Source organism: Microbacterium sp. W4I4, assembly GCF_030816235.1.
Taxonomy (GTDB): Bacteria; Actinomycetota; Actinomycetes; order Actinomycetales; family Microbacteriaceae; genus Microbacterium.
The window spans coordinates 3,719,607-3,744,312 of record NZ_JAUSXT010000001.1 but is presented as its reverse complement, the minus strand read 5'-3'; the positions used below and the strand labels follow the sequence as shown (position 1 = coordinate 3,744,312).

The 24,706-nt window shown below is 69.5% G+C and carries 22 protein-coding genes; 12 read left to right on the top strand and 10 right to left on the bottom strand.

Annotation, left to right across the window (positions count from 1 at the left end):
* Window positions 1-8 precede the first annotated feature (8 nt).
* Window positions 9-1,715 (bottom strand): transcription antiterminator, encoded by a 1,707-nt coding sequence (locus QF046_RS17775; RefSeq protein WP_307372401.1) that lies wholly within the window; start codon window positions 1,713-1,715, stop codon window positions 9-11.
* 362 nt (window positions 1,716-2,077) lie between these two features.
* Between QF046_RS17775 and QF046_RS17765 the strand changes: the two genes are divergently transcribed.
* The 9 genes from QF046_RS17765 to QF046_RS17725 all read left to right on the top strand — a co-directional run bounded on the left by QF046_RS17765 (window position 2,078) and on the right by QF046_RS17725 (window position 10,577).
* Window positions 2,078-2,401: a PTS sugar transporter subunit IIB gene (locus QF046_RS17765; RefSeq protein WP_307372398.1), complete on the top strand. Its 324-nt coding sequence runs from the start codon at window positions 2,078-2,080 to the stop codon at window positions 2,399-2,401.
* Complete coding sequence (locus tag QF046_RS17760; RefSeq protein ID WP_307372395.1) at window positions 2,398-2,676, top strand: HPr family phosphocarrier protein; 279 nt, start codon at window positions 2,398-2,400, stop codon at window positions 2,674-2,676. Before QF046_RS17765 ends, QF046_RS17760 begins: the two co-directional genes overlap by 4 nt.
* A complete protein-coding gene (gene ptsP, locus QF046_RS17755; RefSeq protein WP_307372393.1) occupies window positions 2,673-4,328 on the top strand; it encodes a phosphoenolpyruvate--protein phosphotransferase in 1,656 nt (551 codons plus the stop codon). The genes QF046_RS17760 and ptsP overlap by 4 nt, the downstream gene beginning before the upstream one ends.
* 46 nt (window positions 4,329-4,374) lie before the next feature.
* The gene (locus QF046_RS17750) at window positions 4,375-5,919 is read left to right on the top strand and encodes a PTS mannitol transporter subunit IICB (RefSeq protein WP_307372390.1); all 1,545 of its coding nucleotides are present in this window, start codon (window positions 4,375-4,377) and stop codon (window positions 5,917-5,919) included.
* Window positions 5,916-6,350 carry a PTS sugar transporter subunit IIA gene (locus QF046_RS17745; protein WP_307372388.1) on the top strand — a complete coding sequence of 145 codons (435 nt, stop codon included), beginning with the start codon at window positions 5,916-5,918 and terminating at the stop codon, window positions 6,348-6,350. Before QF046_RS17750 ends, QF046_RS17745 begins: the two co-directional genes overlap by 4 nt.
* Window positions 6,347-7,507 carry a mannitol-1-phosphate 5-dehydrogenase gene (locus tag QF046_RS17740; RefSeq protein WP_307372385.1) on the top strand — a complete coding sequence of 387 codons (1,161 nt, stop codon included), beginning with the start codon at window positions 6,347-6,349 and terminating at the stop codon, window positions 7,505-7,507. The genes QF046_RS17745 and QF046_RS17740 overlap by 4 nt, the downstream gene beginning before the upstream one ends.
* A gap of 45 nt (window positions 7,508-7,552) precedes the next feature.
* On the top strand, window positions 7,553-8,272 hold the full coding sequence (locus QF046_RS17735) for a sulfite exporter TauE/SafE family protein (protein WP_307372384.1): 720 nt from the start codon (window positions 7,553-7,555) through the stop codon (window positions 8,270-8,272).
* Between the two features lie 83 nt (window positions 8,273-8,355).
* Window positions 8,356-9,810, top strand: coding sequence for an MFS transporter (locus QF046_RS17730; RefSeq protein ID WP_307372382.1), 1,455 nt, complete (start codon window positions 8,356-8,358; stop codon window positions 9,808-9,810).
* Window positions 9,807-10,577: an HAD hydrolase family protein gene (locus QF046_RS17725; RefSeq protein ID WP_307372380.1), complete on the top strand. Its 771-nt coding sequence runs from the start codon at window positions 9,807-9,809 to the stop codon at window positions 10,575-10,577. Before QF046_RS17730 ends, QF046_RS17725 begins: the two co-directional genes overlap by 4 nt.
* A gap of 36 nt (window positions 10,578-10,613) precedes the next feature.
* On the opposite strand, the gene QF046_RS17720 is transcribed toward QF046_RS17725, so the two are convergent.
* From QF046_RS17720 to QF046_RS17680, 9 genes are all read right to left on the bottom strand, one after another.
* Window positions 10,614-12,338: a BTAD domain-containing putative transcriptional regulator gene (locus QF046_RS17720; protein WP_307372378.1), complete on the bottom strand. Its 1,725-nt coding sequence runs from the start codon at window positions 12,336-12,338 to the stop codon at window positions 10,614-10,616.
* Window positions 12,339-12,406: 68 nt separating this feature from the next.
* Entirely contained in the window at window positions 12,407-13,522 is a 1,116-nt protein-coding gene (locus tag QF046_RS17715; RefSeq protein ID WP_307372376.1) for an adenosine deaminase, read from the bottom strand.
* A gap of 48 nt (window positions 13,523-13,570) precedes the next feature.
* Complete coding sequence (locus QF046_RS17710; RefSeq protein ID WP_307372374.1) at window positions 13,571-14,869, bottom strand: thymidine phosphorylase; 1,299 nt, start codon at window positions 14,867-14,869, stop codon at window positions 13,571-13,573.
* Window positions 14,866-15,306, bottom strand: coding sequence for a cytidine deaminase (locus tag QF046_RS17705; protein WP_373425743.1), 441 nt, complete (start codon window positions 15,304-15,306; stop codon window positions 14,866-14,868). Before QF046_RS17705 ends, QF046_RS17710 begins: the two co-directional genes overlap by 4 nt.
* A complete protein-coding gene (locus tag QF046_RS17700; RefSeq protein ID WP_307372369.1) occupies window positions 15,284-16,558 on the bottom strand; it encodes an ABC transporter permease in 1,275 nt (424 codons plus the stop codon). Before QF046_RS17700 ends, QF046_RS17705 begins: the two co-directional genes overlap by 23 nt.
* Complete coding sequence (locus QF046_RS17695) at window positions 16,555-17,826, bottom strand: ABC transporter permease (protein WP_307372367.1); 1,272 nt, start codon at window positions 17,824-17,826, stop codon at window positions 16,555-16,557. Before QF046_RS17695 ends, QF046_RS17700 begins: the two co-directional genes overlap by 4 nt.
* The gene (locus QF046_RS17690) at window positions 17,823-19,355 is read right to left on the bottom strand and encodes an ABC transporter ATP-binding protein (protein ID WP_307372364.1); all 1,533 of its coding nucleotides are present in this window, start codon (window positions 19,353-19,355) and stop codon (window positions 17,823-17,825) included. Before QF046_RS17690 ends, QF046_RS17695 begins: the two co-directional genes overlap by 4 nt.
* A 98-nt stretch (window positions 19,356-19,453) precedes the next feature.
* Entirely contained in the window at window positions 19,454-20,539 is a 1,086-nt protein-coding gene (locus QF046_RS17685; RefSeq protein WP_307372362.1) for a BMP family protein, read from the bottom strand.
* 160 nt (window positions 20,540-20,699) lie between these two features.
* Window positions 20,700-21,812 carry a mannose-1-phosphate guanylyltransferase gene (locus QF046_RS17680; protein WP_307372361.1) on the bottom strand — a complete coding sequence of 371 codons (1,113 nt, stop codon included), beginning with the start codon at window positions 21,810-21,812 and terminating at the stop codon, window positions 20,700-20,702.
* A gap of 154 nt (window positions 21,813-21,966) precedes the next feature.
* Here QF046_RS17680 and sdhC point away from each other — a divergent pair, with 154 nt between their 5' ends.
* The 3 genes from sdhC to sdhA are packed head-to-tail and all read left to right on the top strand — an operon-like array spanning window position 21,967 to window position 24,705.
* On the top strand, window positions 21,967-22,401 hold the full coding sequence (gene sdhC / locus QF046_RS17675; RefSeq protein ID WP_307372359.1) for a succinate dehydrogenase, cytochrome b556 subunit: 435 nt from the start codon (window positions 21,967-21,969) through the stop codon (window positions 22,399-22,401).
* Complete coding sequence (locus tag QF046_RS17670) at window positions 22,401-22,853, top strand: succinate dehydrogenase hydrophobic membrane anchor subunit (RefSeq protein WP_307372357.1); 453 nt, start codon at window positions 22,401-22,403, stop codon at window positions 22,851-22,853. The genes sdhC and QF046_RS17670 overlap by 1 nt, the downstream gene beginning before the upstream one ends.
* Window positions 22,854-22,875: 22 nt before the next feature.
* The gene (gene sdhA, locus QF046_RS17665) at window positions 22,876-24,705 is read left to right on the top strand and encodes a succinate dehydrogenase flavoprotein subunit (protein WP_307372356.1); all 1,830 of its coding nucleotides are present in this window, start codon (window positions 22,876-22,878) and stop codon (window positions 24,703-24,705) included.
* The last annotated feature ends 1 nt before the right edge of the window (window position 24,706 follow it).

Below are 24,706 nucleotides of genomic sequence, written 5' to 3'. Positions count from 1 at the left end.
TCGATGGCTCAGCCGTCGATCACGGCGACGAGCTCGTCCAGGAACTCGTCGAAGGCGCTTGAGCGGCGCACGATGCGCTGCACGCTGTCGCGCTCGCTGAACACCTCCACGAGCTGCTCGAAGACCGTCTGGAACGCCTCGCGATCGCCCTCGCTGAACGCGGCGAGCGCCACCACCTGCACCCGTCCGCCACCCCAGGCGACGGAACCGTCGGCGATGCCGATCGCGATCGCGGTGCGCTGTGCGGTCATCTGCAGGGCGTGCGGCACGGCCAGCGCATCCGTGAATGCGGTGGAGGACATCCGCTCACGGGCGATCGTGTTCTCGATGTAGTCCTCGCCGATCAGCCCGGCCGCCGCCAGCCGCCCGCCCAGCAGTCGGATGATCTGCTCCTGACCCGCGTCCGGAACGGGGACGACGAAGGCCTCGGGCGAGAAATAGCGCTGCAGCTCTTCACGGAGCCTGCTCAGCCGTCGCGCCCTGCGGATGCGGGCGGCCGCCTGCTGCACGCGCTCGATGTCGGCCTCGGCGAGGAACGGACTGATGCGCACGATGCGCTCGTCGGCACCGGCCACGGGGATCGTGCTGAGCACGAGATCCGTGTCCAGCGACGACCAGTCCGGGTCCACGCTGGTGTCCACCCGCACGACCTCGATGAGGCGGCCGAGCGAGCGGTCCACGCTGGAGCGCAGCAGCTCCTGCAGCTCCTGGTAGCCGGGGCAGACGATGGTCGCGGTGAGGATGGCATCCGCCGCCCTGCTGCGCTCCAGACGTCCGCCGACATGCATCGCGATGTACGCGATCTCGTCCTCCTGCAGCGGCACGCCGAGGCGGTCGTGCAGGCCGCTGGCGATCGAGACGGCGACGTCGAAGATCATCGGATACGACGCCTTCAGCGACTGGGTGAGCGGATTGCGCGTCCAGGCCTGCTCCTGCGAGCGCCGCAGCAGGTTCTGCACGTGCAGGGTGAGCCGCTCGATGAACGCATCGTCGACGAGGTCGACCTGATAATCGCGCGCGGCCTCCTCGATCTCGGCGCGGACCGCCTGCTCGACCACCGGATCCGTGCTGCGCGCGGCGCGGCGGTGCGCCTGCTCCCCCGGCGTGACCACGCGTGTCAGCACCAGGTTGGCCAGGTGCTCGCGATCGCCGTCGCCGAGCGCGACGCCGAAGTGCTGCTGCGCGAGCCGCGCGATCGACTCGCCGACAGCGGTGGTCGCGTCATCCGCGACGCCGGCGCGCTCCTCGAGTGCCCGGCCGACCGCGACCCGCTCGGCGGCGATGGTGATGTGCAGCAGCACGTCGCTGATGGCCAGCTCGTTGACGAAGTAGCCGAGCGCGCCGAGCTCGCGCACCAGCTCCGCCTTGAACGGTCCGACCGCGCGGGCAGGTACCGCCTCGGGCGCGAGTGCCCGCTGCAGGGCGTCGGCGCGCAGGGGCCCGGCGTCCATCTCATCCTGCGCGAGCCTGCTCAGCAGCCGGCGCAGCGAGTGCTCGTCGCCGCGCAGCCGGAGGCGATCGCGGTCTCGTTCCAGCCGGACGTCGCTGCCGTCCAGCAGCGCCCGGACGCGGGCCAGGTCGTTCTCGAGGGTCGTCTCGCTGACGTGCAGGGCCAGGGCGGTGTCGTACACGTCGATGCCGTCCGCCTCATCGATGAGCGTGCGGGTCAGGCGGTGCAGGCGCCCGCGCGGCGTGCCCAGGGACTCCGGTGTCACCGCGGCATCGGCGGCGTGCGGGCCCGCGCGGTATCCGGCCGGACCCGACTCGACGGCATCGCCGCCCGCGGTGCGGGCGTTGAGGTGCCGCCACGTAGGAGCGGATGCTGCGCGGAGTCACCCCGAGCTGGTCGGCGAGGCTCGAAGCGGTCGCCCAGGAGTCCTGCCGCAGGAGCACGGCGAGCAGCTGATCCTGACGCTGACGCGACATCCGCCCGCCTTCCTCATCGACGACCCCGCGCCTCCATGATGCCAGCAGGAGCGCCGACCCGGGCGGAAACCCGTGTTCCGCAGGGGCGGAAAGAAGCTTGCTGGAAGCACGCTGAGAGCCTCGGACACACTGTATGTGGGAAGGAAGATCGATGCGGATTCTCGTGGTGTGCGGCGCCGGTGCGTCGAGCACGTTCGTCGCTCAGCGGCTCGCGAAAGCCGCCATGAGCGCGGGACTCGCGTGGTCGACCGAATCCGGCACCGAGCACACGGCGCTCGCCGCCGCAGGCATCGACCTGGTGCTCGTGGGCCCGCACATCGCCGATCGCGCGGATGCCATCCGCACTGCGCTCGACGGGCGCGCCGATGTCGTCACCCTCCCCGGCGACGCCTTCACCGACTTCGACGGCAGCCGCACGCTGCGTCTCGTCCGCGACGCGATGGCCGCGCCGCACGACCGGAAGGAAACACCATGACCGCCACCTCCCGCACCGTACGCGTCGGATCCTCGCACGGCCTGCACGCCCGCCCTGCCAAGCTGTTCGCGCAGAAGGCCAAGGAGGCCGGCATCCCCGTCACCATCGCCAAGGACTCCGGCAAGGCGGTCAACGCGGCAAGCATCCTCGCCGTCGTCGCACTGGGCATCGACTTCGGCGACCATGTCGTCCTCACCGCCGACGGCGAGAACGCCGAAGACGTGCTGGACGCGCTCGCCGAGGTGCTCACCACCGATCACGACGAGGCGGCATGAGCACCCTGCGCGGAGTCGGCATCGGTCAGGGCGTCGCGTCCGGACCGGTGGTGCGGATGACGGAGGCGCCGCCGATCCCGACCCAGGAGACCAGCGCGGCCGGAGCGGATGCCGAGCGCACCCGCGTGCGCGAGGCTGTCTCCGCCGTCGCGGCCGATCTGCAGCAGCGGGCGGATTCCGCCGGTGGTGCCGCCGCGGAGGTCCTCGAGGCCCAGGCGATGATCGCCGAGGACCCCACTCTGATGGACGAGATCGATTCCCGCCTCGATGACGGCAGCACCGCCGAGTGGGCCGTGCACGACGCCTTCGCCGGCTTCCGCGCCACACTCGAGGCCGTCGGCGGCTATCTCGGCGAGCGCGCCGCAGACCTGGAGGACATCTCCCAGCGCGTGCTCGCGCACCTGAAGGGCGTCGCCGCCCCCGGTGTGCCCGATCCAGGGCATCCGTTCGTGCTCGTCGCACGTGACCTCGCCCCCGCCGACACCGCGCTGCTCAAGCTCGACCAGGTGCTCGCGCTGATCACCTCCGACGGCGGACCCACCTCGCACACCGCGATCCTCGCCCGCGAGAAGGGCATCGTCGCCGTCGTGGGCGCAGCCGATGCCGCCTCTCTCACCGACGGGCAGACGGTCATCGTCGATGCCGCCTCCGGCACCGTGAACGATTCCCCGTCGGAGGCCGAGATCGCCACGGTCGCCGACCGCATCGCGGCTCGCGCCGCCGAGGAGTCCGGTCCCGTCACTCCCGGCGCACTCGCCGATGGCACGGCCATCAGCCTGCTGGCGAACCTCGGCAAGCCCGCCGACGCCGCCGACGCCGTCGCGCGCGGTGCGGAGGGCGTGGGCCTGTTCCGTACCGAGTTCCTGTTCCTGTCGGCATCGCAGGCGCCGACGATCGAGCAGCAGCGGGCGACCTACATCGAGCTGCTGCAGCAGTTCGAGGGCAAGAAGGTCGTCGTGCGGATGCTGGATGCCGGCGCCGACAAGCCCCTGGCCTTCCTCAACGACGCACACGAGGAGAACCCGGCACTGGGTCTGCGCGGCCTTCGGGCGCTGCGCGCCAGCGAGGACATCCTGCGCGAGCAGCTGACCGCGCTCGCCGAGGCGGATGCCGCGACGTCAGCGGACCTGTGGGTGATGGCGCCGATGGTCACCACCGTCGAGGAGACGGCGTACTTCACGGAGCTGGCCCGCGAGTACGGGCTGAAGACCGCCGGAGTCATGGTCGAGGTCCCCGCCAGCGCGCTGCTGGCCGACCGGGTGCTCGCGCACGCGGACTTCGCCTCGATCGGCACCAACGACCTCACCCAGTACACGATGGCCGCCGACCGCCTGCTCGGCTCGGTCGCCTCGTTCCAGGACCCGTGGCACCCGGCCGTGCTCCGCCTCGTGCGCGAGGTCGGGGACGCCGGCGCCCGCACGGGCAAGCCCGTCGGAATCTGCGGCGAGGCCGCGGCCGACCCGCTGCTGGCCGTCGTGCTCGTCGGACTCGGCGCGACCAGCCTGTCGATGGCGCCCGCGGCGCTCTCGGACGTGCGCCGATCGATCGCGCAGCACAGCCTCGAGGACGCACGCCGCATCGCCGCCGCCGCGCTGGATGCCGACGACGCCGACGGGGCGCGTGCCGCCGCCCAGGCCGCATCCCGGAACTGACCCTCCCGCATCCACTACCCACCTGAGACAAGAAAGAGATGACATCATGACGACGACGTCACCCGCGACGACGCAGGGCGGAGCCCGCGTCCGAGTGCAGAGATTCGGCACCTTCCTGTCCGGCATGATCATGCCGAACATCGCCGCCTTCATCGCCTGGGGCATCATCACCGCCCTCTTCATCGACAAGGGCTGGGTCGGCAACGACGGCCCGATCGAGTCCTGGCGCTGGGCCGACTCCGCCATCCTCGGCGGCGGCACGATCGGCGACACCACCTTCACCGGTCTGGTCGGCCCGATCATCAACTACCTGCTGCCCCTGCTGATCGCCTTCACCGGTGGTCGCATGGTGCACGGGCACCGCGGCGGCGTCGTCGGCGCCGTCGCCGCATTCGGCGTGATCATCGGAGCAGAGGGAACGGTCATGTTCCTGGGCGCCATGATCGCCGGCCCGCTCACGGCCCTCATCCTGAAGTGGGTCGAGAAGCCGTGGCAGGGCAAGATCAAGCCCGGCTTCGAGATGCTCGTCGACAACTTCTCCGCCGGATTCGTGGCGTTCTTCGCGTCGCTCGCGGCCTTCTTCTGGCTCGCCCCGGTGATGAAGTGGGTCACAGAGATCCTCGGCGGCGCGGTCGGCTGGCTGGTCGACACGCAACTGCTGCCGCTGGCGAGCATCATCGTCGAGCCGGCGAAGGTGCTGTTCCTGAACAACGCCATCAACCACGGTGTGTTCACCCCGCTCGGCACCGAGCAGTCCTCGCAGACCGGCAAGAGCCTGCTGTTCCTCATCGAGGCGAACCCGGGTCCTGGCCTCGGCCTGCTGATGGCGATCACCGTGTTCGGTGTGGGCGCCGCTCGAGCCACCGCTCCCGGCGCCGCAGTGATCCAGTTCCTCGGCGGCATCCACGAGGTGTACTTCCCCTACGTGCTCGCCAAGCCCGTGCTCATCGTCGGCCTCATCGCCGGTGGCGCCACGGGTGTGCTGACCAACGTGATCTTCCAGTCCGGTCTGGTCGCCCCTGCCGCTCCCGGGTCGATCTTCGCCGTGCTGTTCCAGACCGCGCCCGGAAGCCACCTCGGCGTGATCCTCTCGGTCGTGCTGGCCGCGGCTGTGACCTTCGTGGTCTGCATGCCGTTCCTGCTCGCCAGCCGCAAGCGCGATCTGGCAGCCGAGGGCGGCGGCGACGCGGCATTCGCGGCCGCCATCGCACAGACCGAGAGCAACAAGGGCAAGTCCTCCAGCACGCTGTCGAACCTGGCCACCTCCGCATCGGCCCCGACCGCAGTGGCGACCCGTCACATCCAGAACATCGTGTTCGCGTGCGATGCCGGCATGGGTTCGTCGGCTATGGGCGCCAGCGTGCTGCGCAACAAGATCAAGAAGGCGGGCATCGAGGGCGTCACGGTCACCAACGCGGCGATCGCGAACCTCGACGGCACGGCCGATCTGGTCATCACCCAGCAGCAGCTGACCGACCGTGCGAAGTCCCAGTCGCCCGACTCGGTGCACGTGTCCGTCGACAACTTCATGAACTCGCCGAAGTACGACGAGGTCGTGGAGATGGTCCGAAACCAGGAGGAGGAGAAATGAGCGTTCTCACACTAGACCGCGTCCGCATCCACCCCGCAGGCGCCACCCGCGATGAGGCTCTGAAGGAGGCCGCCGACGCCCTCGTCGCCGCCGGCGCCGTCACGACCGGCTATCTGCAGGCGATGCACGACCGCGAGGCGTCGGTGTCCACGTACATGGGCAACGGTCTGGCGATCCCGCACGGTACCAACGACGCCAAGGACGCCGTGCTCGGCTCGGCGCTCAGCGTCGTGCGCTACGACGGCGGCGTGGACTGGGACGGCGATCAGGCGACGTTCGTGATCGGCATCGCCGGGAAGGACGGCGAGCATCTCGAGATCCTCTCGCAGATCGCCATCCTCTTCTCGGATGACGACGATGTGGCCAAGCTCAACGCCGCGGCCACCCCCGAAGAGCTCTTCGAGCTCCTGTCGGCGGTGAACGAGGCATGAAGGCCGTCCACTTCGGCGCCGGCAACATCGGCCGCGGCTTCGTCGGGCTCCTGCTGCATCAGGGCGGCTACGAGCTGGTGTTCTCCGACGTCGCGGCCGGGCTGGTCGACGCGATCAACGCGGCCGACAGCTACACGGTGCACGAAGTGGGAGAGGGCGGCACCGACACGCAGGTCACCGGCTTCCGGGCGATCAACAGCGCCGAGGACCCCGAGGGCCTCATCGCCGAGATCGCGCATGCCGATGTGGTGACCACCGCCGTCGGCCCCACGGTGCTGCGCTTCGTCGCCGCACCCATCGTCGACGCGCTGCGTCGCCGCGACCCGGCGGCCGCGCCGCTGCAGGTCATGGCGTGCGAGAACGCGATCGGCGCCACCGACCTGCTGAAGCAGGAGATCATCGCACGAGCCGGCGAGGACTGGGGGGCCCTCGCCGGCCGGGCGGTGTTCGCCAACACCGCGGTGGACCGCATCGTGCCCGGTCAGCCCGACGGCGGCGGCATCGACGTCACCGTCGAGCCGTTCTTCGAGTGGGCGATCGAGCGCGGCCCGTTCGGTGAGAACCCGCCGAGCATCCCCGGCGCGCACTTCGTGGACGACCTCGCGCCCTACATCGAGCGCAAGCTGTTCACGGTGAACACCGGACACGCCACGACGGCGTACCTGGGCGCTCGGGCGGGCATCGAGCGCATCTCCGACGCCCTGGCCGACCAGGCGATCGCCGCTCGGGTGGCCGCCGCACTCGAGGAGACCTCCGCGCTGCTGGCCGTCAAGCACGGCCTGGACCCGCAGGAGCTCGCCGAGTACCGCGCGACGATCCTGCGCCGCTTCGCCAACCCGGCCCTGCCGGACACGGTGTGGCGGGTGGGACGCCAGCCGCTGCGCAAGCTGTCCCGCCACGAGCGCTTCATCGGCCCCGCCGCGGAGGCAGCCGAGCGCGGTCTGAGCACGGCCGGGCTGCTCGTCGCAGTCGGCGCCGCGCTCGCCTTCGATGATCCCGAGGACGAGCAGTCCGTGGAGCTGCAGCGTCGGCTGCGCACCGAGGATGCCGCAGCACTGGCCGCCGAGGTCACGGGGCTCGAGGCGCAGCATCCGCTGTTCCCCGCCGTGCGAGACGCATTCGTCGCCCGCGCGGCAGACATCACCGGTTCCCTCTAGGCTCTCTGGGGGCGGCTAGGTCGCCGAACCGCCCCCAGGAGTCCCATGCTCGTCGTCATCGCGGCCGTCACGGTCGTCGCCGCCGTCGTCCAGCGCGTCACAGGTCTCGCCTTCGTGCTGGTGCTGATCGGTCCCATCGTCATCGCCTACGGACCCGTGCAGGGTGTCACGGTCGCCGTGCTCCTGGCGGTCATCGCCTCGCTCTTCGCCGTTCCAGGCGCCTGGCGCGACGTCGACTGGCCGCGCACCCTCTGGCTGCTCGGCGCCGGACTGGTCGCCGCTCCGGTGGGTGCGCTCACCGCGGCAGCACTCCCCCAGACCGCGCTGCTGTTCCTCATCGGTGCGATGGGCGTCCTCGCCCTGAGCGTGCAGCGGCTCGGCCGCATCGCCCGGCACGTGCGCGGTCGGCCCGGCGCGATCGGTGCCGGCGCCCTTGCCGGATTCATGCACGCCTCCAGCGGGCTGTCCGGCCCCGCGCTGGCGTCCTATGCGCTCGGCGACGACTGGCCGCAGCGGCGCTTCGCCGCGAGCGCGCAGATCGTCTTTCTCGGCTACGGGCTGGTGTCCGTCGCCCTGCGCGGACTGCCGACGATCCCGGCGCCCGACATCGCCGTCCTCGCGGCGTGCACGGCGGGCGGGATGATCCTCGGAGCGTTCGCCGCCCGGCGGGTACCGCTCGCTCTGGCACGACGGATCATGCTGTTGTGCGCGTGGGCCGGAGCGATCATCGTGCTGGTGCGCGCGGTGATCGCGCTGCTTTCCTGACGGAAGAGGAAAGTCCGATGAAAGCGACCGGAGGCACACTCCTTCGTTGACGCCGGATCCGCCGGCGACGGAGGGAGTCGGAGATGGCCGCTGTGAGCCGCTTCCGCATGATCATCATCTGTCTGGCGCTGCTCCTCGAGGGGATGAGCACGTCGGGAATCAACGTCCAGCTGGGCGCCCTGCGCGCCGAGCTGGCACTCGGGGAGGGATCGCTGCAGTTCGTGGCGAGCGCCTTCCTCATCGCCTATGCCGGGATGCTGCCCATCGCCGGCAGTCTCGCCGATTCGTTCGACAGGCGCAGGATCTTCCTGCTCGGCATCGTGTTCTTCGGCCTCGGCTGCGTGCTGTGCGCGCTGGCCTGGTCGGCCGAATCGCTCGTCACCGGCCGGATCGTGCAGGGGGCGGGTGCGGCGCTCAGCGCGCCGGCCGCACTCGCGCTGATCACAGCCGGCCTTCCGCAGGGGCTCGAGCGCAACCGGGCCGTCGCGATCTACGGCACGATGGGCGCGATCGGATTCTCACTCGGCCTGGTCGTGCCAGGTGCCGCGGTCACCTGGTTCGGGTGGCGGTGGAGCTTTCTGATCTCGGTGCCCGTGGTGCTGCTGGTCCTCGCGGCGACGTGGGGGCTGCGCTCCGCCGCCCAGCATCACGGTCGCCGGCCCGATGTGCTCGGTGCCGTGGTGCTGACGGTCGGGCTCATGCTCGCCGTCCACCTGCTGGGCTCGATGAGCACCTCCGAACCGCTGCGGATGCTGGCGCAACTGGCCCTGCTCGTCGTCGCCGCCTGCTGGCTGATGCTGCGTCGGGGTGTACGCGGCATCCCGCGCGCCGTCGTCACCGAACCGCGCTTCATCGCCGCCTGCCTCGCCCTGGGCGGACTCTTCGCCGGCGTCGTCGGCTCGATGTATGTGCTCAGCCTCGCGCACGCCGGCGCGAACGGCGAGGCGGCGCTCACCGTGGCGCTGCTGATCGTCGCCCAGCCGGTGGCGTTCAGTCTGACTGCCGGCATCGGCTCCCGTCTGGTCACCCGGTGGGGCGCGCCACGGGTGTTCGCGAGCGGCGCGGTGGTGTTCGCCCTGAGCCTCAGCTGGCTCGGCTGGGCGCAGTCGGTGCTGACCCACGCGCACGCGCTGCCTGTGTCACAGCTCCCGCCGAACACCGAGCTCCTGCCGGTGTGGATCGCGATGATCCCCGCCATGGCCGGAGTCGGACTCTCGCTGGGGCTGTGCTTCCCCGCCGCGTCCGTGGGCGCCGTGGATGCGACACCACTCGAATTCCGGGCGACCACAGCGGGTCTGCTCACCACGGCGCAGAACATCGGCGGCGCGCTCGGCATCGCCGTGCTCACCGCGATCGGGGCCGTCCCGGCAGCAGCCGATGTCGGCGCGGATCCCGGCGCGGCCGTAGGCACGGCCCTGCTCTGGTCGGCGGGCTTCGCCCTGATCGGACTCGCCTCGGCATCGATCGTGCTGCTCGTCACGGCCGATCGGCGACGGACCGGCGCACCGGCTTCCGTCCGCGCGGAGGTCCTGCGATGAGCCTGCACATCGCCACCGACCTCGACGGCACGATCTCGTTCGCCGGGAAGCGTCCCGACGCGACGATCCTGGATGCGCTCAGCGCATTCTCACGCCGCGAAGGTACCGCGGTCACGATCGCGACGGCACGCTCCCCCCGGGTCGTCGGCGAATGGTTCGGAGTACTGGGGCGGGATCTGGGGCAGGTGTGCTGCAACGGCGCCATCGTCGCCACAGAGCGCGGCACCGTCGCCCGCCAGGGGATCGACCCCGTGCTCGTGCACATGCTCGTGATGTGGCTTCGTGACCGCGGCGAGGGCTTCTGCCTGGAGTATGGCGACCGGTTCGCCGCCAGCGACGCGAACGCGCTGCCTTGGATGGGCATGGACTCGCGGATCACTCTCGGTGAGACGTCGCCGATGCTGGAGGACGTTGTGAAGATCTGCGTAGCGACGGGAGCGATCTGGGCCGAGACCCTGGCACTGCTCGCCGGGGATGCGGCAGAGGTGTACCCCCACGCGACCGGCGATGCGGACATCGTCGCCGGCGGCGTCAACAAGGCCGCCGGGGTACGACGGCTGCACACCGCCGGTCACCGGCTGGTGGCACTGGGCAATGATCGCAACGACCTCGAGCTCCTGCTCACAGCCGATGCGGCGATCGTGGTCGGCGACCAGCTGCCCGAGCTGGATGCATGCTCGCATGTAAGACGAGTGCCGGCGAACCCGATCACGGTGGTTCGGGCGCTGCAGGAGGCGACGGAGCTGAGCGAGCGCATCGCGGTGTAGGCCGGCTTCCTCGTGGTGCGACCGGCGCGACGGCCCTTATGGACCCTCCGGGAGGGTGGTGACGACCTCGGCGATGGCGGGGACCTCACCTGCGAGCCATTCCCGCGCGGCCAGCTCACGCAGCAGATCGTGCATCGTCAGGCGTCCGGCGGTGGATCGGATGAGCAGGTTCGCTCGCTCCAGTCGCCGGACCGCGGTTCGCGCTGCGGCCGGATCCCCGCCGGCGAGGGCGATGATGGCCGGTCTGGTCAGCGGTTCGGAGACGAGTCCCAGCAGTCGGAACATCCGACGCGCGACGGGATCCAGGTCCTCCAGAGACCAGGACAGCACGGTCGCGACATCCGACGCCGCATCTCCCGTCTCCAGCATCTCCAGCATCCCCCCTGCGCGGTCGGCATCATCCACGATCTCGCGGTGCACCCCCGCGGCAACGGCTCGGGCGGCGACCGCTATCGCCAGCGGCAGACCAGCGCAGCGTTCGGCAAGCCGTCGGGCGGCCACCTCGTCGAGGCTCGCACACTGGCTGCGCGCCACCTGCGCGCCGGCGTCGGGTGAGAGGGGCATCAGCTGCACGGAGAGGGCGGGGAACTGCGCGCCGAGCCCGAGCATCTGCTCCCGACCGGTGATGATCGCCACCGGGCCGTCGCCCGCCGGCAGCAGCGGACGCACCTGCGCCTCCGAGCGCACGTTGTCCAGCACGACGAGCAGCCGCCTGCGATCGGTCGCGGCGCGGAAGTGCGATGCCAGCTCCGACGTGTCCGCGCCGTGCGGAACCGGGGACGCCAGGGTGCGCAGGAAGCGGGCGAGGATCGCCTGCGGCTCTGCGGGGGCGCCGATGCCGTATCCGCCGAGATCCGCGTGGAGGATGCCGTCGCGGAATCGGTCTCTCTCCTTCGTCGCCCATGCCACGGCGAGCGCCGTCTTCCCCACACCGCCCGTGCCGCTGACTATCGCCAGCGGGTTCCGGGGACCGAGACCGTCCAACGCCGCCAAGGCGCTCTCCCGACCGATCAACGTAGGCTGGGCAGGTGGCTGCTGGTTCGGGCGCGCGTTCTCGACGATGCCGGACACGATCCTCAGGTGCAGTGCCTGCAATGACGGGCCCGGGTCCGCACCGAGCTCATCCGCCAGGCGCCGACGCAGAACCTCGTACTCCGCGAGTGCCTCCCCCACACGTCCGATGCGAGCGAGCGAGCTGATGTGAACGGCGGCGAGCTGCTCGTCGTAGGGAGATTTCTCGCGTGCCGCACCGACCCAGCGCAGCACGAGCTCGTCGTCTCCGCCGGCTGCCGCACGCTCCAAGGCACAGCGTCTCGCCCCGAGCACGGTGCTCTCCGTCTCCGCACGAACCTCTTCGAAGAACGCTCCTTCGCACCCAGCGTATGGCTCCCCCTGCAGCAGCTCGAGCACCTTTGCCGGAGCACCCGGCACGTCGGATTCCAGTGTGCGCACGTCGATGGCATCGGACGCGACCGCGAGCCGATAGCCCTCATCGGTGCGTTCGATGAGATCCACCGATCCGATGGCGGTGCGGGTGCGGTGCACCAGCAGGTGCAGACGTGCGGCCTGGGAGGAGTCTTGCCAGAGGGCCATGCACAGCTCCGACGCAGGCAGGCCGCCAGGTCGCGCGGCGAGCGCCGCGACGAGGAGGCGCTGCAACCTGCCTGGAGGAGTGACGTCCTTCCCATCGGCGCGCACGCGCACCGCACCGAGCACCTCGATGCGGAATTTGCCCCTGTGCGCTCCTCCGGTCCGCGCCATCTGGCCGATTTTAGCCACAGTCGGCGATCGGCGCACCCCCTCTCCACGCACTGGAGGGGGCCGACGAATCAGTGCTCGAAGCCCTCGGCGATCATCTCGACGAGCTCCTCGCGCTCCTCCACCGGGAGGAAGGCAGCGGATGCCGCGTTGAACTGGAAGGTCTCGAGATCCTCGAGGTCGTAGTCGAACGCGTCGACGAGCAGCGCCAGCTCGCGGGTCAGCGACGTCTCACTCATGGTGCGGTTGTCGGCGTTCACTGTGACGGCGAAGCCCAGCTGGTGCAGCAGGTCGAACGGATGGTCGGCCATCTCCTCGCCCCACTGCGCGATGGCCCCGGTCTGCAGGTTCGAGCTGGGCGCGAGCTCCAGCGGGATCTCCCGGTCGCGCACCCAGCGCGCCAGGTCGCCGAACTGCACCTGCACCTCGTCGCCCTCCCGTTCGATGATCTGCAGATCCTCCGCGATGCGCACGCCGTGGCCCAGGCGCAGCGCGCGCCCGTCGAGCAGCGCGGAACGGATGGAGGCCGGGCCTGCCGCCTCGCCCGCGTGCACGGTGACAGGGAAGAACTCGGATGCCAAGTAATCGAACGCCTCGCGGTGCGCCGAGGCGGGGAAGCCGTCCTCGGGTCCGGCGATGTCGAAGCCGACCACACCCCGCTCGCGGTTCGCGACGGCGAGCCGGGCGATCTCCAGGGATCGGTCGGACTGCCGCAGTGCGGAGACGATCTGCGAGACCCGGATGCTGCGTCCGGCGGCCTCGGCGTCGTCCTCGCCCTCCTCCAGCCCGCGCTGCACGGCGGCGATGGCCCGGTCCGGGCTCAGCCCGCCGACCGTGTGCTGCTCGGGAGCCCAGCGCACCTCTCCGTAGATCACGCCATCGGCCACCAGATCGGCGACGTATTCGCGGGCGATGCGGGTGAGGGCCGCCTCGGTCTGCGTGACCGCGACGATCAGATCGAACGTGGCGAGGTATTCGGGCAGCGATCCGGTGCCGCACTGCCGGGCGAACCAGCGGCGCAACCCCTCGGCATCCGTCGCCGGAGCGTCGATCCCGGCAGCGCCGGCGAGCTCGAGGATCGTCTCCGGGCGCAGGGCGCCGTCGAGGTGGTCGTGCAGCGAGACCTTCGGCAGTGCGCGCAGGGAGACGCCCTGCACCTTCTTGTCGCCGTTCTGGTCGATGCTCATGAGGTCTCCGTGTCAGTCGGGGTGAAGCTGAGTGCCGGTCGGTCGTTCTCAGGCGGTGATGCGCTCGCGCACGATGGGAGTCGCCACGGGGGCGGTCTGGCCGACCTCGTACGCACCGTCCAGCGCCTGCAGCGCCCGGGCGAACCGCGCGTCGTCGTCTGCGGAGAGCGTGAACAGCGGCTGGCCCGCGCTCACCCGGTCGCCGGGCTTGACGGCCAGGTCGATGCCGGCGGCGTGTATCACCTGGTCCTCGGCGCGCGCGCGGCCCGCACCCAGTCGCCAGGCCGCGATGCCGAAGGGCAGCGCGTCCATGCGGCTCACGACGCCGTCGACGGCCGAGCGGACGATGTGCGTCTCGCGCGGGGTAGGCAGCTCGGCATCCGGGTCGCCGTCCTGCGCGCGGATCATCGCCTTCCAGGCATCCATGGCGCGGCCGTCGTCCAGCGCCGCCTCGACGTCGGCATCCGGCTGTCCGGCCAGCGCGAGCATCTCGCGGGCGAGAGCGACGGTCAGCTCGCGCACATCGGCGGGACCGCCGCCGGCGAGCACCTCGACCGACTCGCGCACCTCGTTGGCGTTGCCGATGGCCAGGCCCAGGGGCACGTTCATGTCCGTCAGCAGTGCGGTGGTCGCGACACCCGAATCCGTGCCGAGCGCCACCATCGTGCGCGCCAACTCGCGGGCGCGGTCGATGTCCTGCATGAAGGCGCCGTTGCCGAACTTCACGTCCAGCACCAGGGCATCCGTGCCCTCGGCGATCTTCTTCGACATGATGCTCGAGGCGATCAGCGGGATCGCCTCGACGGTGCCGGTGACGTCCCGCAGTGCGTAGAGCTTCTTGTCCGCGGGGGCGAGTCCCGAGCCGGCGGCGCAGATGACCGCGCCGACCTCGCCCTGCATCTGCGCGAACATCTCCTCGTTCGACAGCGCCGCGCGCCATCCGGGGATCGACTCCAGCTTGTCCAGCGTGCCGCCTGTGTGCCCGAGACCGCGGCCGCTCAGCTGCGGCACGGCCACGCCGAAGACGGCGACCAGAGGCGCCAGCGGCAGGGTGATCTTGTCTCCCACACCGCCGGTCGAGTGCTTGTCGACGGTGCGCTTGCCGAGAGCGGCGAAGCTCATCCGCTCGCCCGTCGCGATCATCGCATCGGTCATCACGCGGATCTCGTCGCGCTCCATACCGCGCTGGAAGATCGCCATCGCGAAGGAGGCCATCTGCGCATCCGACACGTAGCCGCGGGTGTACGCGTCGATCATCCAGCGCAGGGCGGCCTCGCCGACGGCCCCGCCGTCGCGCTTGGAGCGGATGACATCGACGGCGTCGAACGGCTCGATCGCGGCGCTCACCGGACGATCTCCAGGTCGGCGGGACCGAACCGGTCGGGCAGCACCTCGTCGATCGTGCGGATGCCGGAGACGGTCTCCAGCAGCATCTCCGGGCTGGCGTGCTCGCTCAGCAGCTGACGGCAGCGGCCGCATGGCATGATCGTCTCGCCGTCGTTGTTCACGCACACGAAGGCCACGAGGCGCCCGCCGCCCGACATGTGCAGGTCGCCGACGAGCGCGCACTCCGCGCACAGCCCGACGCCGTAGGAGGCGTTCTCCACATTGCATCCCGCGACGACTCTGCCGTCGTCGACGAGCGCCGCGGCGCCCACCCGGTAGCGGGAGTACGGCGCGTAGGCCCTCTTCATCGCGTCGGTGGCGACCAGTCGCAGGTCGTCCCAGTCGATGTCGGTCATCTCTCTCCTCTGACTGCGTCTAAGACTTGATGTACGGCTCACCGTCGGCTGCCGGCGGACGCGAGCGTCCGACCAGACCCGCCACGGCGAAGATCGTCACGATGTACGGCAGCATCAGCATGAACTGGCTGGGCACCGGGGATCCGATGACACTGAGCACGCTCTGCAGGTTGGTGGCGAAGCCGAACAGCAGCGCGGCCAGGGTGGCCTTGATCGGATCCCATTTTCCGAAGATCACCGCGGCCAGGGCGATGAAGCCCGCGCCGGCGGTCATCTCGGGGTTGAACCGGGGCACGGATACCAGCGTGTAGAACGCGCCGCCCATTCCGGCGATGGCGCCGGCGATGAGCACGTTCATGTAGCGGGTGCGGGCAACGTTGATGCCGACCGTGTCCGCTGCCTGCGGGTGCTCGCCCACGGCGCGCATCCGCAGACCCCAGCGGGTGCGGTACATGCCGTACCAGACCACGAAGACGATCACGTACATCAGATACACGACGATGGTCTGACGGAACAGGATCGGGCCGATCACCGGGATCTCGCTGAGGCCCGGGATGGCGAGCCGCTTGAACGGCTCGACCGTGTTGAGGGTCGCCTGGTTCGGTGCCAGGACCTGCCGGAACAGGAACGTGGTGATGCCGATGACCAGAACGTTCAGCACCACGCCGACGATGACCTGGTCAACGTAGTACGTGATGGCGAACACGCCCAGCACCAGCGCCACAAGCAGACCGGCGACCATGGCGGCCACCAGGCCCGCCCACGGCGTTCCGGCGAGGGACGCCACGATCGCGGCGGAGAAGGCGCCGGCGAGCAGCTGGGCCTCGATGGCGATGTTGACGACACCGGCGCGCTCACCGATCACACCGCCCAGGGCTCCGAAGATCAGCGGCGTGGCCAGCGCCAGCGCGCCGCTGAGCAGGCTGATCATCGGCAGCGTGCCGGTGCTGCCGGCAGCCGCCCAGGCGAGGAATCCGAAGATCAGCGCGATCGCGAAGACCGCGACGAGCCAGAGCGGTGTCGTCCGGCGCCGAGCGGCGCGCACGAACGAGATCACGGTGACGATCGCGCCGATCAGTACGCACAGCAGCGCTGCAGCCGTACCGGGCACGATGATGTCCGGAACGCGGATGGCGTCGGTTCCCGCCGCGAAGCGGAACGTGGCATCGCCGGAGCGCGGCACCAGCAGCGGCAGCAGCGCCACCAGGACCGTGGCCACGGCGAGGATGATCGGCGTCTTCCAGGAGACGACGGCGACGGTGCGGGGCTGAGCCTCGAGGGTCTGGACGCTCATGCCGCCACCTCCTTCTTCGCTGCGCGGCGCTGTCGCCGGGACGGGCTGCCGGGCTGCGGCACGCCGAACATCGCACGCACCAGCGGCGGGGCCGCGATGAACAGCACGATCAGGGACTGCACGACCAGGACGATCTCGATCGGGACGCCCTGCGAGGCCTGCATGGTGAAGCCACCGGTCTTGAAAGCGCCGAACAGGAGTCCGGCGAACAGGATGCCGATCGGCCGCGAGCGGCCCAGCAGCGCGACGGTGATCGCATCGAACCCGATCCCGGCGTCGATGCCGCCGCTGAAGCCGCCGGGCTCGGTGCCGAGCGCCTGGCTCACGCCGGCCAGGCCCACCAGGGCCCCGGCGATGACCATGACCAGGAAGTACATCCGGCCGACCGAGATGCCCGCCGTGCGCGCCGCGGCGGGGTTCTCGCCCACCGCGCGGAAGCGGAAGCCGAGGTTGGAGCGCTCCAGCAGGTACCAGGTGATGGCGACGGCGATCAGGGCGAACAGGAAGCCGAGGTGCAGCTTGTACATCGGCCCGAGGATCTGCGGGAGCACAGCGCTGTCCGCCATCGGCGCGGTCTTCGGGTTGTTGGAGCCCGGCGCCTGCAGCAGGCCCTGGGTCGCCAGCATCCAGGCCAGCAGATAGAACGCGATGTGGTTGAGCATGATCGTCACGATCACCTCGTGCGCGCCCGTCCTGGCCTTCAGGAGCCCGGCGATGCCGCCCCAGATCGCGCCGGCCACGAGACCGGCCACGAGGGCGGCCAGCATGTGCAGCGGGAAGGGCAGGTTCCAGGTGGTGGCGACGTATCCGGCAGCCGCGGCCGCCATCAGCATCTGCCCCTGGCCGCCGATGTTGAACAGGCCGGCGCGGAACGCCAGGCCGACGCCGAGGCCGGCCGCGATCAGCGGCGTCGCGAACTTGAGCGTCTCGGTGAACGGACGGATGCCGATCGCGAACGAGTCCGCGTTGAAGTTGTAGATCGAGCCGCGGAACAGCGCGGCGTACGCGCCGCCGACCGCACTGCCGATCGCGCCGAACGTGTCACCCGGACGCTGGAAGAAGTACCCGGCGGCGGCCTGCACATCCGTGTCGGTCAGCGCGATCATGATCGATCCGACGATCACGGCGGCGACGACGGCGAGAACCGAGACCAGGGCGTTGCCGGAGGCCACGCGGTTCCACGCCTCGCGCCAGCGGGAGGGCCCGGGCGTCGTGTCGGGCACAGGGGGCACCGGGGGAACCGGCGCCTGCGTCTGAGCGGCGGTCATGCCTGTGCTCCTTCGTTCACGGTGCCGGCGTCGGTCACGGCACCGGCCATCATCAGGCCGAGCTGCTCGCGCGGGGTGTCGCCGGGCACGATGCCGACGATCCGGCCCCGGTACATCACCAGGATCCGGTCGGCGAGGGCAGTGACCTCGTCGAGCTCGGTGGAGATCACGATCACCGGCACGCCGGAGTCGCGCGTCTCGATGACCCGCTTGTGGATGAACTCGATGGATCCGACGTCCACACCGCGGGTGGGCTGAGCCGCGACGAACAGCGACAGGTCGCGGCTGAGCTCGCGCGCCAGCACCACCTTCTGCTGGTTGCCGCCGGACAGGCGTCCGGCGGGCTGCGACGGACCCTGGGTGCGGATGTCGAACTCGGCGATCTTCTCGCGCGCGAAGCGGTCCAGCACCCCGAGCTGCAACGCGCCGGCCTTCACGAACGGGGCACCGTTGGAGCGGTCCAGCATGAGGTTCTCGGCGATCGAGAACTCCTTCACCAGTCCGTCCACGCCGCGGTCCTCGGGGACGAAGCCGACGCCCGCGTCGAGGATGTGCCGCACGCTGCGGCCGACCAGCTCCTGACCGTTGAGGCGGATGCTGCCGCGCACCTTGTCCTGCAGGCCCATCAGCGCCTCGGTGAGCTCGGTCTGTCCGTTGCCCTGCACGCCGGCGACGGCCAGCACCTCGCCGCCGCGCACCTCGAAGGAGGCGTCGTCGACGAGCACGGTTCCCGCGGCATCCGTCACGGTCAGTCCGTCGACGACAAGGGCGTTGTCGGTGTACTCCGGAGCGCCCTTGTGCACGGTCAGCTCCACGGCGCGACCGACCATCAGCGACGCGAGCTCGGTGTTCGACGCGGTCGGCTCGGCTTCGCCGACGACCTTGCCCAGCCGGATCACGGTGATCCGGTCGGCGACCTCTCGCACCTCGCGCAGCTTGTGGGTGATGAAGACGATCGCGGTGCCCTGCTCCTTGAGCCGGCGCATCGTCGCCATCAGCTCGTCGGTCTCCTGCGGAGTCAGCACGGCGGTCGGCTCGTCGAAGACGAGGATGTTCGCATCGCGCGAGAGCGCCTTGATGATCTCGACGCGCTGCTGCACGCCGACCGGGAGATCCTCGACCACGGCATCCGGGTCGACGTCGAACCCGAATCGCTCGGAGATCTCGGTGACCTGGCGCCGCGCGGCTGCCAGATCGAGCCGGCCGCCGAAGGAGGTCTTCTCGTGTCCGAGCATCACATTCTCGGCGACGGTGAAGACCGGCACGAGCATGAAGTGCTGATGGACCATGCCGATGCCCGCACTCATCGCGTCGCCGGGGCCGTCGAAGTGCTGCACCACGTCATCGATGAGGATCTGTCCCTCATCGGCCTGGTACAGCCCGTACAGCACGTTCATCAGCGTGGACTTGCCGGCGCCGTTCTCGCCCAGCAGGGAGTGGATCTCCCCGGGGTTCACGACCAGATCTATGTGATCGTTGGCCGTCAGTGCGCCGAACCTCTTCGTTATGCCGCGCAGCTCGAGCTTCATGTGTTCGATCCTATTCGTGACAAGTCGCCTGCGTCGGGGGTCGCCCGGGCAGACGACAGCGGGGAGGCCGAGGGCCGGCCTCCCCGCTGCGATTCACCTCAGTCGAGGTAGGACGTGACGGTGATCTTGCCGTCGACGATGTCCTTCTTGATCTGGTCCAGCTTCTTGACGAGCTCGCCGTCGACCTTGCTCTCGAAGTTGTGCAGCGGGGCGATTCCGACGCCCCCGTTCTCGAGCGTGCCGACGTACGGCTCGCCGCTGAACTCGCCGTCCGCGGCGGACATGACGGCCTCGTAGGTCGACTTGTCCATCTCCTTGAGCACCGAGGTCAGCACGTAGTCGGCCGTGGTCGGGTCGGTGTTGAACAGGTCGGCGTCAGCACCGATCAGCGCGATGTCCTTGCCGGAGTCCTTGATGGCCTGCAGGCCGGACTGGTAGATCGGACCGCCGACGGGCAGGAGCACGTCCACACCCTGGTCGATGATGTTGGTCGCGACCGTCTTGGCGTCCTGGTTGGCCTCGAAGCCGCCCGTGAAGGAGCCGGTCTTGCCGTCCCAGCCGACCACGGCGACGCTCTTGCCGTTCTCCGTGTTGTAGTAGTCGACGCCCTGCTTGAAGCCGTCCATGAAGATCGTCACGGTCGGGAACTCCATGCCGCCGAAGGTGCCGACCTTGCCGGTCTTCGAGTAGCCGGCCGACAGGTAGCCCGCCATGAACGCGGCCTCGGCCGTGTTGTACAGCAGCGGCTTGACGTTCTCCGGCTTGGCGTCGCCACCGGCGTCATCGATCAGGATGAAGTCGGTGTCGGGGTTTGCGCCTGCCGCTTCGACCGTGGCGGCCGAGAGCGCGAATCCGACGGTGACGATGGCGTTGCAGCCCTCGGAGACCATGTTCTCGACGTTCGGCGCGTACTCGGTCTCGGCGTTGGACTCGGCCTTCTTGATCGGCACGCCGATCTCCTCGGCGGCCTTGTTGGCGCCTTCGAAGGACAGCTGGTTGAACGACTTGTCGTCGAAGCCACCGGCATCCGACACGATGCAGGTCTGGAAGTCGGCTGCCGGCTTGTCGCCGCTGCCGCTGCCGGGCTTCTCGGTCGTCGGAGCCTGGCCGCAGCCGGCCAGGGCGAGGATGACGCCGGCTGCGATGGTCGCACCGAGCATCTTCCTGGTCGTAGAGATGGGCACTGTTTGCCTCCCCATGAGATCGTTCCCGCGGACATCGCGGATCGATCCAAGTTACCCACGGTTACGTTCCTGCGCACCTTTCGGCCGCCGGAGCTGGCGAATGGTTACAATTCCGCAATGCGATGCGGGCGTTCCGCTTGGATGACGCCCACGATCGGACTCAGAGCACGTCCCCCTGCCCGGTGAGCTTGAGCGACTCCACGACGCCCTTCACGCGCTGCGCGTGCTCGACCGTCGTGACCAGGAGGGCGTCCTCGGTGTCCACCACGACGATGTCCTTGACTCCGACCAGGCTGATCACGCGCGAGGTCTGGCTGACCAGGATGCCGCTGGCGGCGTCCGAGAGCACCCGGGCCCTGGGCCCCAACACCGCGAGGTCGTTCTTGCGACCGTGGTTGATGAGCTTGGTGAGCGAGGCGAAGTCCCCCACGTCATCCCAGTCGAAATGTCCGGGGATCACCGCCAGCCGACCGCGCTCGGCCGCGGGCTCGGCGACCGCGTAGTCGATCGCGATCTTCTTCAGCCCCGGCCAGATGCGATCCACCGCGGGTCCGCGCAGCTCGCGGTCGTCCCACGCCTCGGCGAGTTCGAGGAGGCCTGCGTGCAGCTCGGGCTCGTTCGCGGCGAGCTCATCGAGCAGCACGCTCGCCTTGGCGATGAACATGCCGGCGTTCCAGAGGTAGTCACGGCTGGCCAGGTACTCCTTGGCCGTGGCGAGGTCCGGCTTCTCCACGAAGCGCTCCACGAGTGTCGCCTCGGGAGCACCCTCCACCACGATCTCCTCGGCGCGCTTGATGTAGCCGAAGCCGACCGAGGGCTCAGTCGGCGGGATGCCGATCGTGACGATGTAGCCCTGCCGTGCGACCTGAACCGCCTGCTGCACCGCCCATTCGAACACCTGCGTGCCGCGGATGACGTGATCGGCGCTGAACGAGCCGATGATCACGTCCGGGTTGCGGCGATGCAGGATCGCCGCGGCCAGGCCGATCGCGGCCGCGGACTCGCGCGGCTCGGATTCCAGGAAGACGTTGGCATCCGGGATGCCGGGCAGCTGGCCCTCCACGGCGGCGCGGTGCGCGCGCCCGGTGACCACGGCGATGCGGTCAGGACCTGCGAGCGGCTCGAGCCGATCCCAGGTGTCCCGCAGCAGCGAGTGACCGGAACCCGTCAGGTCGTGCAGGAACTTCGGCGCGTCCGCGCGCGACAGGGGCCACAGCCTGCTGCCGATGCCGCCGGCCGGGATCACCGCGTGGAAGTCATCGATTCGCGCCATGCGCTCCAACCTATCGGCCCCGGCCCTGCCCGTCCTGGGCGAACACGCTAAGGGTCCCCTTCGTCGCACCCAGCGTTCTGACAGGAATAGGATGATGGAGGTCGGGCGTGCCCGGATGCACGGACCCGACGTCACATCGAGCAGGGAGGACGACGTGTCCACGAGCACACGCTTGACACCGTCGGTTTCGGAGACGACCTCTAAGTCTCCACGGGGCACCCTCTATCGGGGTCGCGAAGGCATGTGGTCCTGGGTGCTGCACCGCATCACCGGGGTGGCGATCTTCTTCTTCCTCCTCGTGCACATCCTCGACACGGCGCTGATCCGGGTCTCACCCGAGGCGTACGACGCCGTCATCGGCACGTACAAGAACCCGATCATGGCCTTCGGCGAGGTCGTCCTGGTGGCGGGCATCGTGTTCCACGCCATGAACGGTCTGCGCATCATCCTGGTGGACTTCTGGTCCAAGGGCGCGAAGTACCAGCGCCAGCTGTTCTGGATCGTCCTCGGCGTGTGGGTAGTGATCATGGCCGGCTTCGTTCCGCGCCACCTCGCACTCGCGTTCGCCGGCTTCGGAGGGGGTCACTGATGTCCACGCAGACTGCTGCACCTGTCGCGCCCGCCGCCCGTCGCCGACGCGGCGTCAACCTCGAGAAGTGGGGCTGGCTGTTCATGCGCGGTTCGGGCGTCGTGCTCATCGTGCTGATCTTCGGCCACCTGTTCGTCAACCTCATGGTCGGCGAGGGCATCCACGCCCTCGACTTCGGTTTCGTCGCCGGCAAGTTCGCAACCCCGTTCTGGCAGTGGTGGGATGTGCTGATGCTCTGGCTCGCCCTCATCCACGGCGCCAACGGCATGCGCACCATCGTCAACGACTACGTCGGCAACGCCAAGGCGCGCACCGCGCTCGTCTGGGCGCTCGGCCTCGCGGCCGCGCTCCTGATCATCCTGGGCACCCTCGTGGTGTTCACGTTCGACCCGTGCGCGGGCGTCTTCGAGGACGGCGCGCTCTGGGACACCTGCCAGGCTCTGGGCAAGTAAGACGAAGAAGGCAGAACATACAGTGACTGACACTCAGACCTCCGACTCCGTCGTGCGCGACGGCGTGCACTACCACGAGTTCGACATCGTCATCGTCGGCGCCGGCGGCGCCGGGATGCGTGCGGCGATCGAAGCGGGCCCCGGCGCGCGCACGGCCGTGATCTCCAAGCTGTACCCGACCCGCTCGCACACCGGTGCGGCACAGGGCGGCATGGCCGCAGCCCTCGCGAACGTCGAGGACGACAACTGGGAGTGGCACACCTACGACACCGTCAAGGGCGGTGACTACCTGGTCGACCAGGACGCAGCCGAGATCCTGGCCAAGGAGGCCATCGACGCGGTCATCGACCTCGAGAACATGGGCCTGCCGTTCAACCGCACGCCCGAGGGCAAGATCGACCAGCGCCGCTTCGGCGGTCACACGGCCGAGCACGGCAAGACCCCGGTGCGCCGCGCCTGCTACGCCGCCGACCGCACCGGCCACATGATCCTGCAGACGCTGTTCCAGAACTGCGTCAAGCTGGGCATCAACTTCTTCAACGAGTTCTACGTCCTCGACCTGATCACGGTCAAGGACGAGAACGGCGACACCCAGGTCGCCGGTGTCGTCGCCTATGACCTGGCCACCGCAGAGCTGCACGTCTTCCACTCGAAGGCGATCATCTTCGCCACCGGCGGCTTCGGCAAGATCTTCAAGACCACCTCGAACGCGCACACCCTCACCGGTGACGGCGTCGGCATCCTGTGGCGCAAGGGCCTGCCGCTGGAGGACCTGGAGTTCTTCCAGTTCCACCCGACCGGCCTTGCCGGCCTCGGCATCCTCCTCACCGAGGGCGCACGAGGAGAGGGCGCGATCCTGCGCAACGCCTCGGGCGAGCGCTTCATGGAGCGCTACGCTCCCACCATCAAGGACCTCGCCCCGCGTGACATCGTCGCGCGCAGCATGGTCCAGGAGGTGCAGGAGGGGCGCGGCGCCGGTCCCCACAAGGACTACGTGCTGCTGGACTGCACGCACCTGGGCGCCGAGGTCCTGGAGACCAAGCTCCCCGACATCACCGAGTTCGCTCGCACGTACCTGGGCGTCGACCCGGTCGTCGAGCCCGTCCCGGTCATGCCGACCGCGCACTACGCGATGGGCGGCATCCCCACCAACAACAACGCCGAGGTGCTGCAGAGCAACACCTCGGTCGTGCCGGGTCTGTACGCGGCGGGCGAGTGCGCCTGCGTGTCGGTGCACGGCTCCAACCGCCTGGGCACCAACTCGCTGCTCGACATCAATGTCTTCGGCAAGCGCGCGGGACGAAACGCGGTCGAGTACGTCAAGACTGCCGAATTCGTGCCGATGCCCGAGAACCCCGCCGGGTTCGTGAAGGACATGGTCGAGGGGCTGCGCGCCAACCAGGGCACCGAGCGCATCGCCGTGCTGCGCAAGACGCTGCAGGACGAGATGGACAAGGGCGCCCAGGTGTTCCGCACGCACGAGTCGCTCGAGCACGTGCTGGGAGTGATCAAGGAACTGCGCGAGCGCTACCGGAACATCCACGTCGACGACAAGGGCAAGCGGTTCAACACCGACCTGCTCGAGGCCGTCGAACTGGGCTTCCTGCTCGACATCGCCGAGGTCGTCGTCTACGCGGCGCAGAACCGCGAGGAGAGCCGCGGTGGTCACATGCGCGACGACTTCCCGAACCGCGATGACGAGAACTACATGAAACACACGATGGCGTATCTGACCGGCGACCCGCATTCGTCGACGCCGGCGGATCACATCCGCCTGGACTGGAAGCCCGTCGTCTTCACCAAGCATGAGAACGGCGAGCTCAAGTACCCGCCGATGGAGAGGAAGTACTGAG

Bases quoted from the DNA above. Each gene is read 5' to 3' on its own strand.
- QF046_RS17745 (WP_307372388.1), top strand. From the start codon at position 5,916: ATGAGCGTTCTCACACTAGACCGCGTCCGCATCCACCCCGCAGGCGCC.
- QF046_RS17690 (WP_307372364.1), bottom strand. From the start codon at position 19,355: ATGAAGCTCGAGCTGCGCGGCATAACGAAGAGGTTCGGCGCACTGACG.
- QF046_RS17750 (WP_307372390.1), top strand. From the start codon at position 4,375: ATGACGACGACGTCACCCGCGACGACGCAGGGCGGAGCCCGCGTCCGA.
- QF046_RS17720 (WP_307372378.1), bottom strand. From the start codon at position 12,338: ATGGCGCGGACCGGAGGAGCGCACAGGGGCAAATTCCGCATCGAGGTG.
- QF046_RS17740 (WP_307372385.1), top strand. From the start codon at position 6,347: ATGAAGGCCGTCCACTTCGGCGCCGGCAACATCGGCCGCGGCTTCGTC.
- QF046_RS17715 (WP_307372376.1), bottom strand. From the start codon at position 13,522: ATGAGCATCGACCAGAACGGCGACAAGAAGGTGCAGGGCGTCTCCCTG.
- QF046_RS17695 (WP_307372367.1), bottom strand. From the start codon at position 17,826: ATGACCGCCGCTCAGACGCAGGCGCCGGTTCCCCCGGTGCCCCCTGTG.
- QF046_RS17680 (WP_307372361.1), bottom strand. From the start codon at position 21,812: ATGGCGCGAATCGATGACTTCCACGCGGTGATCCCGGCCGGCGGCATC.
- QF046_RS17730 (WP_307372382.1), top strand. From the start codon at position 8,356: ATGGCCGCTGTGAGCCGCTTCCGCATGATCATCATCTGTCTGGCGCTG.
- QF046_RS17670 (WP_307372357.1), top strand. From the start codon at position 22,401: ATGTCCACGCAGACTGCTGCACCTGTCGCGCCCGCCGCCCGTCGCCGA.
- ptsP (WP_307372393.1), top strand. From the start codon at position 2,673: ATGAGCACCCTGCGCGGAGTCGGCATCGGTCAGGGCGTCGCGTCCGGA.
- QF046_RS17760 (WP_307372395.1), top strand. From the start codon at position 2,398: ATGACCGCCACCTCCCGCACCGTACGCGTCGGATCCTCGCACGGCCTG.
- QF046_RS17735 (WP_307372384.1), top strand. From the start codon at position 7,553: ATGCTCGTCGTCATCGCGGCCGTCACGGTCGTCGCCGCCGTCGTCCAG.
- QF046_RS17700 (WP_307372369.1), bottom strand. From the start codon at position 16,558: ATGAGCGTCCAGACCCTCGAGGCTCAGCCCCGCACCGTCGCCGTCGTC.
- QF046_RS17725 (WP_307372380.1), top strand. From the start codon at position 9,807: ATGAGCCTGCACATCGCCACCGACCTCGACGGCACGATCTCGTTCGCC.
- QF046_RS17765 (WP_307372398.1), top strand. From the start codon at position 2,078: ATGCGGATTCTCGTGGTGTGCGGCGCCGGTGCGTCGAGCACGTTCGTC.